General features: G+C 61.7%; 1 protein-coding gene. It reads left to right on the top strand.

The genetic code is table 11. The annotated features are described in order from the left end of the window. Positions 1–248: hypothetical protein (locus BV911_RS19930; protein ID WP_205963936.1), on the top strand; the 248-nt coding region annotated here is incomplete at both ends.

The raw sequence follows: 248 nt of genomic DNA, 5'->3' as shown, positions 1-248 counted from the left end.
GTCGAGTCGTTCCGAAACGAAGCCGGCAAGCCCCGGCTGCGGGTTGTCGCCAATCTCGGGCGGGTCGACGGGATGAAAGAGGGACAGCTCGACGCCCTCATTCGGGGCCTCAGCCGTGCGGCGGGCCCGGTGTTTGTCAAACTAGTTGTCCGCCGATTTCATGCGGCGTCTCTGATTTCAGGGGCGCTGAATTCGTTTTCTGGATTCAGCCAGACAGGTCCGGCCGGTTGCCAGTTTCGGGTTTTTCC

The sequence above is a fragment of the Pseudoruegeria sp. SK021 genome (assembly GCF_002119405.1).
GTDB lineage: Bacteria > Pseudomonadota > Alphaproteobacteria > Rhodobacterales > Rhodobacteraceae > Meridianimarinicoccus.
The sequence above is the reverse complement of the archived record's forward strand: the minus strand, read 5'-3'. Positions and strand labels throughout refer to the sequence as shown.